The 10,113-nt window shown below is 69.8% G+C and carries 7 protein-coding genes and 1 rRNA gene; 4 read left to right on the forward strand and 4 right to left on the reverse strand.

Features of this window, described 5'->3' with window-relative positions:
• The first annotated feature begins 390 nt into the window (after positions 1-390).
• Together AB0B72_RS09015 and AB0B72_RS09020 are read left to right on the forward strand one after the other, a co-directional pair.
• On the forward strand, positions 391-1,356 hold the full coding sequence (locus AB0B72_RS09015; RefSeq protein ID WP_367738047.1) for a hypothetical protein: 966 nt from the start codon (positions 391-393) through the stop codon (positions 1,354-1,356).
• Positions 1,353-2,603, forward strand: coding sequence for an MFS transporter (locus AB0B72_RS09020; protein WP_367738048.1), 1,251 nt, complete (start codon positions 1,353-1,355; stop codon positions 2,601-2,603). The genes AB0B72_RS09015 and AB0B72_RS09020 overlap by 4 nt, the downstream gene beginning before the upstream one ends.
• A 45-nt stretch (positions 2,604-2,648) precedes the next feature.
• On the opposite strand, the gene AB0B72_RS09025 is transcribed toward AB0B72_RS09020, so the two are convergent.
• Complete coding sequence (locus AB0B72_RS09025) at positions 2,649-3,245, reverse strand: HAD family hydrolase (RefSeq protein ID WP_367738049.1); 597 nt, start codon at positions 3,243-3,245, stop codon at positions 2,649-2,651.
• Between the two features lie 61 nt (positions 3,246-3,306).
• Positions 3,307-3,744, reverse strand: a complete 438-nt coding sequence (locus tag AB0B72_RS09030) for an RpiB/LacA/LacB family sugar-phosphate isomerase (RefSeq protein ID WP_367738050.1) — start codon at positions 3,742-3,744, stop codon at positions 3,307-3,309.
• A 49-nt stretch (positions 3,745-3,793) separates the two neighbouring features.
• On the opposite strand from AB0B72_RS09030, the gene AB0B72_RS09035 reads away from it, so the two are divergent.
• Complete coding sequence (locus AB0B72_RS09035) at positions 3,794-6,199, forward strand: flippase-like domain-containing protein (protein WP_367738051.1); 2,406 nt, start codon at positions 3,794-3,796, stop codon at positions 6,197-6,199.
• 8 nt (positions 6,200-6,207) lie between these two features.
• On the opposite strand, the gene mgrA is transcribed toward AB0B72_RS09035, so the two are convergent.
• Both mgrA and AB0B72_RS09045 read right to left on the reverse strand, forming a co-directional pair.
• Complete coding sequence (mgrA, locus tag AB0B72_RS09040) at positions 6,208-7,233, reverse strand: L-glyceraldehyde 3-phosphate reductase (protein ID WP_367738052.1); 1,026 nt, start codon at positions 7,231-7,233, stop codon at positions 6,208-6,210.
• Positions 7,230-9,275, reverse strand: coding sequence for a S9 family peptidase (locus AB0B72_RS09045; RefSeq protein ID WP_367738058.1), 2,046 nt, complete (start codon positions 9,273-9,275; stop codon positions 7,230-7,232). The genes mgrA and AB0B72_RS09045 overlap by 4 nt, the downstream gene beginning before the upstream one ends.
• Before the next feature lie 776 nt (positions 9,276-10,051).
• On the opposite strand from AB0B72_RS09045, the gene AB0B72_RS09050 reads away from it, so the two are divergent.
• Positions 10,052-10,113, forward strand: a 16S ribosomal RNA gene (locus AB0B72_RS09050); the annotation flags it as partial.

A 10,113-nucleotide genomic window follows, 5' to 3' on the forward strand; every position in this document is an offset into this window, starting at 1 on the left:
GAATTCGGAGTCGACGGTGAGTGAAGCGAAACACAGGATTAACGTGCCTCGTCCAGTGCGCATGTTACCTTTCACCGGTACCCCTGATTAAGTCTCGCCGCTATTTGCCGGAGAGGGGGTGTCAGATGGAGATCGAGCAGATCGCCGAGCGCATTCAGCGCCTCACCAGCCGCCTCGACATGATCATCCCCGACTGATCGGGCAAATCCGCGACGTGGCCCCGGGCCGGTCCCCGGGGCCACCTCCCGGCGTCGCTCCGGAGCGGCCTCCCGGCGGCGCTCTCCCGGCGTCGCTCTGGAGCGGCCTCCCGGCAGCGCCTCCGGGTCACCTCCCGGCGTTCCTCTCCGGCGCTCCCCCCTCCCGACGCTCTCCACGCCCTCGGAGGCAGACGTGTCCACGGCCATCCGCAGCCTGCTCATCCGCGACGTACCCGCCGGCTCCGTCTTCGACCACGCGCTTCACGAGCAGCGTCTCGGCGGCCGGGAAGGCGGGCCGTACCTGCTGCCCTTCGCCTTGTACGGCATGTTCGGCGGTGTGAAGGAGCCCGATCTCCTCGACCGCGTCCGCGGTGAGGTCGTCTCCACCGGGGACGTGTCGGTCCTGTGGCTCCAGGACGAGCCGGGGCTGGAGCTCACGCCGCATCTGCCGCTCCCCTCCCACCGTCCGCTGCCGCACACGCCCGAGCTCCGCGCCCTGCTCACCTCGGCCATCGAGCACCTGAGCGCGTTCCCGCCGGCCAGGGAGATCTTCACCACGTTCGTCCGCGTGGTCGCCCTCGTGGAGCTGCGCGACGACTACCGCAGGCGCGACAGCCAGATCACCACGTCGTCGTTCCCGGTCCTCCCGTACTGCGCCTTCTTCTCCGAGCGATCCTTCCGGCAGCTTCCGCCGCGGTGCGTCAGCAAGGTGGCGTCGCCGCGGTTCCTCGGCGAGAACCTCTACCACGAGGCCATCCACCAGGCCCTGACCATCCAGCTGCTGCTCACCGACGTCCTCGCCCCGGACTACGACAGCGCCACCTCGCCCAAGGTCGACATCTACTGGCGCGAGGAGGAGGACCCGGCGGCCGGGCCGGGCGGGTCGAAGGGCAACCAGCAGTGGGAGGTCGACCGGGTCCTGCACGCCGCCGTGGTGTACGGGCACGTCATGGAGTACCGCCTGCACCAGCTCCGCGATCCCGCTCTCCTGCCGTACGAGCGGGAGCTGTTCGCCGAGGCGGTCCGCACGGGCGCCGAGTCCGTGCGCTACCTGTCCGCCGCGCTGCGCGAGCACGGGCGGTTCTTCACCCCAGACGGCCTGCGGCTGGTGACCGATCTCTGCGACGCGGTCGAGGGCCTGGCCGAGACCGTGGCATGACGCTGGGCCCCGCCTTCACGCGGCTGTGGCTCGCGAGCGGGGTGAGCCAGTTCGGCACCCAGGTCACCGTGCTCGCCCTGCCGTTGATCGCCCTCGGTCGGCTCGGGGCAGGCAGCGTGGGGGTCGGCGCGCTTTTCGCGGCGTCCTTCCTGCCGTACGTGGTGGTGGGCCTGCCTGCCGGCGCGCTCGTCGACCGGTGGGACCGGCGCCGGGTGCTCCTCGCGTGCGACGCGGCACGAGCGGCCCTGCTGCTGGCGGTCCCGGTCGCCATGGTCCTCGGCCTGCTCACCCTGTGGCTGCTGATCGCGGTGGCCGCGCTGGTCGGCACGGCCACCGTGTTCTCCGAGGTGGCGGCGTCGGCCGTCCTCCCGTCCCTGGTCCCGGCCGAACACCTGACCACCGCGAACGCGCGCCTGGAGACCACCAGGGCCGCCGCTCTCGTGGCGGGGCCCGGGCTGGGCGGCGTGCTGATCAGGCTCGCCGGCGCCGCCCCGGCCCTGGTGGCGGACGTCGCCAGCTATGTGGTGTCGTTCGCGGTGCTCCTCGGCACGCCGCGCACGGTGCCCGGAACGTCCGACGCCGAGCCCGTCCCCGGGGCTCGCCCGTCACTGCGCGGCGAGATCGCGGAGGGCCTCAGGTTCGTGGCCGGGCACGCGATCCTGCGGGTGATCGTGGCGAGCTACTCCTTGAGCGTCCTGTTCATCGGTATGTATCAGGCCATGTCGATCCTCTACATGACCAGCGTCGTCCACCTGGGCAGCGCGGAGATCGGCCTCGTCATGGGCCTCGGCAACCTCGGCTTCGTGCTGGGCGCCCTGCTCAGCCGCAGAGTCGCGGGCTGGATTGGCACCGGCGGGGCCATCGTCGCCGCGCTGGGGCTGCTCGCGGCAGGCTTCCTCGTCAGCGCCACGGCCGGAGGCTGGTGGGCTCTGCCGTGCCTGGTGCTCGGCCAGCTCGTCAGCAGCCTGGGGACGCCCATCTACAACGTGAACCTCATCACACTCCGCCAGACGATCACTCCGTCCGGACTGATCGGCCGGGTCACCGCGGCCAGCCGTACGCTCGGGCGGGGTCTGGTGCCGGTGGGGGCGATGGCGGGCGCGGGGATCGCCACCGCGGCCGGGCCGAGGGCCAGCGTGATCGCTGCGGGGGTCGGGGGGCTGCTGGCCCTCCTGCCCATGCTCGTCTCGCCCGTGCCGAAAATGCGCGCCGCCGGCCGGCCTGTCGCCGGCGGCTCACAGAGCTGACCCGGCGCGAGAGCTGACCCGGCCAGGAGCTGACCCGGCGCGAGGTCAGAGCAGGCCGGCGAGGTCCGCCTCCAGCCGCCTCGCGTCCTCGAAGCGTACGGCCGTGATCCCGAGCTCCCGGGCCGCCTCGACATTGCGGGAGGAGTCGTCGATGAACAGCGTCCGCTCGGGGTGGGCGTCGAGCATCTCCAGAGCGCGGGTGAAGGCGTGGGGGCGGGGCTTGGTCTCACCGATCACGCACGAGAAGATCAGCTCGTCGAAGCGCTCCGCCACCTCGGGGAACGCCCACGGCATCGCGTCGAGCAGAAGCGGGCCGTTGTCGGTGAACAGCCCCGTTCTGCGGGGCCGTACGCGCTCGGCCAGGGCGAGAACGGCGGGGTCGGGGTCGAACGCGAGGCACCACAGTTCCTGGAGCTCGCGCAGGCCGCCCGGGAAACCCAGCCCGGCACGCGTCCGGTCCAAGATCTCCTCTACGGGGACCTTCCCCAGGTCGCAGAGGTGATCGAAGCCGGAGACGAACAGGACCTCGTCCACCGTCTCCGGCGGCACGCCGCACGCCCGCGCCAGCGCGGACAGGCGGCGCTCGGGCAGGAATCGGCAGACGACTCCGCCCAGATCGAACAGCACCACATCGACCTTCATGCCGGATTCCTTCCGCGGGGGGCGCCGAGGACCGATCATCCCTATCATGCCCGAGGGTGGCTCAGGAGATCTCTTCCAGGTGGGCGATGTTCGCGGCGTCCTGGGGGTCGGCGCTCGGCGTCCCGGCGAACCACGCGTCCAGGATCTCCGCCAGCACCTGTTCGGACGTGAGCCGCAGGCTGAGGGCCAGGACGTTCGCGTCGTTCCACTTCCTGGCGCCGTCCGCGGTGGCCGCGTCGATGCAGAGCGCGGCCCGGACGCCCGCCACCTTGTTGGCCGCGATGGAGGCGCCCGTTCCGGTCCAGCAGCACACGATCGCCTGCTCCGCCCGCCCCCGCGCGACGTCCTGCGCCGCCACGGAACAACTCCAAGCCCAGTCTGGGCGATCGCCGGAGGCCAGCGCTCCATAGAGTGTGACTGAATGGCCGCGTCGCTCGACCTCCGCGACCAGCAGCGGCGCCACACCGTCGAGGCTGTCGGCGGCCAGAGAGATACGCATGTCGTCAATTGTGGACACCGAGTGCGAAGATCGCACAGAATCGCTGGTGGTGAGAGGCATAAAGGAGCAGGACATAACGCTGGACACTCCTGATCAGGGAGCGGTCCTCGTCGTCGAGCCTCTGTTGCCGCAGCGGATCCGCCGTCCCTCGGACGCGCTGCGGTTCCTGCTCACGCTGGCCGCCCTCGGCGCCGTCGTGCTGCTGGCCCTGGCTCTGCAACGCACGCTCAACGGCCTGGAGACCGACGTACAGGCGGGCAGCAGGAGAGCGCCCGACCTGCTGTCGGCCGTGGCGGGGCTCCTCGGGGGCGTCGCCGTCCTCATCGTGCCGGTGGCCTTCGCGGTCGAGCGGGTCTTCCACCGCGACGGCATGCGCGTCACCCAAGGGCTGATCGCGGCCATCCTCGCCCTGCTGATCTCCTACACGCTGGACGAGTGGATCATACTGACCGGCCCGGCGGAGCTGAAGCAGCTGCTGACCGGAGGCAGGGACGTCGAGCCGCTCAACACGGTGCTGGCTCCCGCCATCGCGTACGCCACGGCCGTACGGATGTCACGCCGTCCGCAGTGGCGCGCGCTCATGTGGACGGCGCTCGCCCTCGACGTGTTCGCGCTGTTCACCGCCACCAAGGTCACCGCGCTCGGGGTGATCGTCACCTACCTCGTCGGCCTCGCCGTGGGCTTCGGCACGCTGTACGGCATCGGCAGCGCCAACACCCGCCCCCCCGGCGGCGCCGTGCTGGCCGCCCTGCGGAAGCTCGGGTTCGCCCCGGTCAGCGCCCGCCGGGTGGAGGACGACAGCTCGGGCAGCCGCCGCTACCTCGTCGGGCTCGCCGACGACCGACGCCTCGACGTCACCGTGCTCGACCGCGACCGGCAGGTCGCCGGCATCGCCTACCGGCTGTGGCGCCGGATCCGGCTGAACACCGAGACCCGCAGGCGGGCCATCCGCTCGCTGAGGGCGGAGCTGGAGCGCGAGGCCCTCATGGCGTACGCCGCGCAGGCGGCGGGGGCTCGCCTGCCCCGCCTCCTGGGCACCAGCGAGGTCGGCACCGAGGCCGCGCTGCTCGCGTACGAGCACTGCGAGACCCGGCCCGTCGCCGGCCTCGGCGACGAGGACATCGACGACCGGCTGCTCAGCCAGATATGGGAACAGGTGCGGCTGCTCCACGCACACCGGCTGGCGCACCGGCACCTGACCGGCGAGAGCATCCATGTGAACCAGGACCACCAGGTGTTCCTCGTCGACGCACGCAGTGGTGAGATCGCGGCCGGTGACCTGCTCCTGCGGCTCGACAACGCCCAGCTCCTCGCTTATCTGGGGACGAGGGTCGGCCCGGAGCGTTCGGTGAAGGCGGCGGCCGCCGTGCTGGGCGCCGACACCCTCGCCGGGGCGCTGCCGCTGCTCCAGCGGATCGCGCTGAGCCGGGAGACCCGGGCGTCGGTGCGCCGGGACAAGGATCTGCTGCCCGCGATCCGTGAACAGATCGTCGCCTTGAAGCCTCAGGTGGCCGTGGAGGAGGTCCGCCTGGAGCGGTTCCGTCCCCGGACCCTGGTGACGATCATCGCGAGCGCGCTCGCCGCCTACCTGCTGCTGTCCCAGCTGAGCAGGATCAACCTCGTCTCCGTGGTGACCACCGCGAACTGGGCCTGGGCCGGCGTGGCGCTGGTCGCCGCCGGCGTGAGCTACGTCGCCGCCGCGATCATGCTGCGGGGTTTCGTCCCGGAGCCGCTGCCGCTCGGGCCCACGGTGCTGGCCCAGTTCGCCGGGTCGTTCGTGAAGCTGGTCGCCCCCGCCGCAGTGGGCGGCGTCGCGATCAACACCCGTTACCTGCAGAAACGAGGGGTCCCGCCGGGAGCGGCGGTCGCCAGCGTCGGAGCGTCGCAGCTTGTCGGCCTGGCCTCCCACATCCTGCTGCTCCTGCTGTGCGGCTACCTCACGGGCACCCAGGCGGCGCCGTCCCTCACCCCGTCCCGGGGGCTGCTCATCGCGATGCTCGGCGTCGCGGTGCTGTTCCTGATCGTGCTGGCCGTGCCCCGGCTACGCAGGATGCTCACCACCCGCGTCCGCGCGATGTTCTCCGGCGTGATCCCGCGGCTGCTCGACGTTCTCCAGTCGCCTCGCAAGCTCGCCGAGGGCCTGAGCGGGACGCTGCTGCTGACGGTCGCCTTCGTCGTCTGCCTGGAGGCGTGCGTGCGCGCGTTCGGCGGCGAGGTGAGCTTCACGGCGGTCGCCGTGGTCTTCCTCGCCGGCAACGCGATCGGCTCGGCGGCCCCCACCCCCGGAGGTCTGGGGGCGGTGGAGACGGCGCTGTCGGTGGGCCTGACCGTGGCCGGCCTGCCGACAACGGTCGCCACCTCCGCCGTCCTGCTGTTCCGCCTGATGACCTTCTGGCTTCCCGTTCTCCCCGGCTGGGCGTCCTTCGCCTACCTCCAGCGCCAGGACGCCATCTGAGATACGGCTCAGTTGTCGCTCGACGCGGCCCACAGGTTGATTCCGGAATCCACCGCGTCCTTGTCGATGGCGTCGAGCTCTTCCGGGCTGAAGTCGAGCCGCCGCACCGCGTCGAGGCTGTCGTCGAGCTGGCCGACGCTGCTCGCCCCGATCAACACCGACGTGACGCGGCTGTCGCGCAGCGCCCACGCCAGCGCCATCTGCGCCAGCGTCTGCCCGCGAGCCTGCGCGATCTCGTTGAGCCGGCGGACGTGGCGGAGCGCCTCATCGGTCAGCAGCGCCGGATCGAGCGACTTGCCCTGCGCGGCGCGGGAGTCCTTGGGGATGCCGTCGAGGTACCGGTCGGTCAGCATGCCCTGGGCCAGCGGGGAGAAGGCGATGCAGCCGACGCCTTCGTCCTCCAGCGCGTCAAGCAGCCCGTCCTCGATCCAGCGGTTCAGCATCGAGTACGACGGCTGGTGGATCAGCAGCGGCGTGCCCATCTCCCGCAGGATCCTCGCGGCCTCCCGGGTGCGCTCGGGGGAGTAGGACGAGATGCCCGCGTAGAGCGCCTTGCCGGAGCGGACGGCGTGGGCGAGCGCGCCCATCGTCTCCTCAAGCGGCGTCTCCGGATCGAACCGGTGACTGTAGAAGATGTCGACGTAGTCGAGCCCGGTCCGGCGCAGCGACTGGTCGAGGCTGGCCAGCAGGTACTTGCGCGACCCCCACTCGCCGTACGGCCCGGGCCACATGTCGTATCCCGCCTTGGTGGAGATGACCAGCTCATCCCGGTACCGGGCGAAATCCTGCTGGTAGATGTGCCCGAAGTTGATCTCGGCGGAGCCGTACGGCGGGCCGTAGTTGTTGGCGAGGTCGAAGTGGGTGACGCCGCGGTCGAAGGCCCGGCGGAGGATGGCCCGCTGGGTCTCGATCGGCTTGTCGTCCCCGAAGTTGTGCCAGAGCCCGAGCGACACGGCGGGCAGCCTCAGCCCGCTCCGCCCGGTCCGGTTGTACGGCATCGGCCCGTACCGGCCCTCGGCCGCCACGTAAGTCACGCGGTCACTCCAACCAGGTTGAGGATCCAGGAGAGCGAGAACGCTTCCTCACGCCAGGCGTCATAGCGGCCGCTGCGGCCTCCGTGCCCGGCGCCCATCTCGGTCTTCAGCAGGAACGGGCCGCCCTCGGCCGAGTCACGGAGCCGGGCGATCCACTTGGCGGGCTCGTGGTAGAGCACGCGGGTGTCGTTGAGACTGGTGATCGCGAGGATCGGCGGGTACCTCCGGCCGTCGACGTTCTCGTAGGGCGAGTAGGACTTCATGTAGGCGTAGACCTCGGGATCGTGCAAGGGATCGCCCCACTCGTCCCACTCGATGACCGTCAGCGGCAGGGACGGATCGAGAATCGTGTTCAGCGCGTCCACGAAGGGCACCTCGGCGACGATCCCGGCGAACTCCTCGGGAGCCAGATTCGCCACGGCGCCCATGAGGAGGCCACCGGCCGAGCCTCCCCGAGCGATGATCTCGCTCGACCAGCCCTCGGCCTTCATGTGCCGCGCGCACGCCACGAAGTCGCTGAACGTGTTCTTCTTCCGCGTCAGCTTGCCGTCCTCGTACCACCGGCGGCCCATCTCCCCGCCGCCCCGGACGTGGGCGACCGCGAAGACCATCCCACGGTCCAGCAGCGAAAGCCGGGCCACCGAGAAGTAGGGGTCGATGGAGCTCTCGTAGCTGCCGTAGCCGTACAGCAGCGTGGGGGCCGGGCGCCGCGTCCCCTTGCGCACGACGATGGAGATCGGAACGCGCGTGCCGTCGTCGGTGGCCGCCCACTCGCGGAACTGCTCGTAGTCGGCCGGGTCGTAGCCGCCGAGCACCGGCTTGCGCTTGAGCAGGATCAGATCATCGGTGCGCAGGTCGTAGTCGTACACCGAGGGCGGCGTGATCATGGACGTGTAGCTGAGCCTGAGCCGGGCCGTCTCGAACTCGGCGTTCCCCGAGGGCGCGGCGTCGTAGATCGGCTCCGGGAAGGGGATCTCGTACGGCTCCCGTCCATCGCGGGGCAGAATGCGGATTCCGGTGAGGCCGTCCCGCCGGAAGTGCACGACGACATGGTCCTTGAACGCGTCGACGTCGAGCAGCCGCGTGTCGTCCCGATGCTCGATGAGCGGCGTCCAGGTGCCCGGGGCGTCGACCGGAGCGGTGGCGAGCTCGAAGTTCACCGCGCCGTCGTTGTGGAGGACGAGGAAGTGGTCGCCGGCGTGGTCGAGGCCGTACTCCACGCCGGTGCGCCGCGGCCGCACCACGGCGAACTCTCCTGCAGGGTCGTCCGCGTCGAGCACGCGGACCTCACTGGTGATCTTGCTGCCCGCGGTCAGGACAAGGAACCGCTGGCTGCGGGTGAGCCCGATGCCGACCCAGAACCGCTCGTCGTCCTCCTGGTAGACGAGGACGTCCTCGTCGGCGCCGAGGGTGTGGCGATGGATGCGGTACGGCCGCCAGGCCTCGTCGATGGTGGTGTAGAAGAACGTGGAGCCGTCGGCCGACCAGGCGCCGCCGTAGAACACGCCGGGAATCTCGTCCGCGAGCGGCTCGCCCGTCTCCAGGTCCTTGAAGCGGAGGGTGAACCGTTCGTCGCCCGAGTAGTCGGTGGAGTAGGCCAGCTTGGTGCCGTCAGGGCTGACCGCGCTCGTGCCCATGGAGAAGAACGGGCTGTCGCCCGCGAGCTCGTTGCCGTCCAGCATGACCTGCTCGCCCGGAAGCGGCTCCCCGGGGTGAAGCTCGGGCGGGCTGTCGCCGTCCGCCGCCACCCGGCACTGGATTCCGTACTGCTTGCCCTCTTCGGTACGCGAGTAGTACCACCACGCGCCCTTGCGGGTGGGCACGGACAGGTCCGTCTCCAGCGTGCGGCCCTTGATCTCGCTGAAGATGGTTTCCTGCATGTCCTTGAGGTGGCTGGTCATCGCCTGGGTGTAGGCGTTCTCAGCCTCGAGGTGGGCGATCGTGTCGGGATCGTCCTTCTTCAGCAGCCAGGCATACTCGTCCACCACGGTGTCACCGTGGTGGACGCGCTCCACCGGAACCTTCTTCGCCACAGGCGGCATGTCGCTCACCCGCAAAAGTCTATGTTCGCCGTCGTCCCGCTACGGCTCACCGCTTGTCCCTGTGGACAAGCGGTCCGGGGAATGCGGAGACAGGGCTCGCGGCGCACTGTCGAGCCTTCGCGACGATCACTCCCCGGCCCGCCGTCCTCGTACGGACTGTGACCTGCCGGCGCGTCCAGCAGAGGCGATGAGGCATCCGGAACGCCATGCTGGTGGGGCCCGGAGCACTCGGATCGCCGTCGAGACGCGGTCCCTTGATCGGCGATCCGGTCATGGCGGTGCCGGAGGCTGGTAATCTTTCTTCGTCGGCGCGGTCCGGCGCATCCCCTTCTGATCACTTCGGTGGTTGGCTCGTGGGTGCGTAGGGATGGTGTCGGTATCCCTTTTGGCTGTGGATCTGGGAAATGCGGTTGCATCGCGGTTCTGGATCGGGTAAGTTAGAGGGGTTGCCCCGGAACGGGGTGGTCGGAAGTCTCGCCTGGTTGCGGGATTCGCGTCAAGTAGTCCCGAAACGGACGATTTGACACGGATCAAGCGGATCGGGAAGAATAACTGACATAAGGTTAAAGCGGTAAACGCCCCGGAGTTCGGGACCTGGTGACGGGTTCAGGGTGATGGTGGTCGCGTCCGTTTCTTGAGAACTCAACAGTGTGTTAAAAGCCAGTGCATGATGCACAACCCCGTCGCGCTCGCGCCTTTTGGGTGTGGGTGTGATGGATTCCTTTGACAGCATCCGTGTGATGGGTGCTTGTCGGGGTTTTTCTTTCCGAAAGCATTTTTTGGAGAGTTTGATCCTGGCTCAGGACGAACGCTGGCGGCGTGCTTAACACATGCAAGT

The organism is Microbispora sp. NPDC049125, assembly GCF_040802045.1.
Lineage (GTDB): Bacteria > Actinomycetota > Actinomycetes > Streptosporangiales > Streptosporangiaceae > Microbispora.

Excerpts from the sequence above, each read along its gene's own strand:
- AB0B72_RS09020 (WP_367738048.1), top strand. The coding sequence starts at position 1,353 with ATGACGCTGGGCCCCGCCTTCACGCGGCTGTGGCTCGCGAGCGGGGTG.
- AB0B72_RS09025 (WP_367738049.1), bottom strand. The coding sequence starts at position 3,245 with ATGAAGGTCGATGTGGTGCTGTTCGATCTGGGCGGAGTCGTCTGCCGA.
- AB0B72_RS09030 (WP_367738050.1), bottom strand. The coding sequence starts at position 3,744 with ATGCGTATCTCTCTGGCCGCCGACAGCCTCGACGGTGTGGCGCCGCTG.
- AB0B72_RS09045 (WP_367738058.1), bottom strand. The coding sequence starts at position 9,275 with ATGCCGCCTGTGGCGAAGAAGGTTCCGGTGGAGCGCGTCCACCACGGT.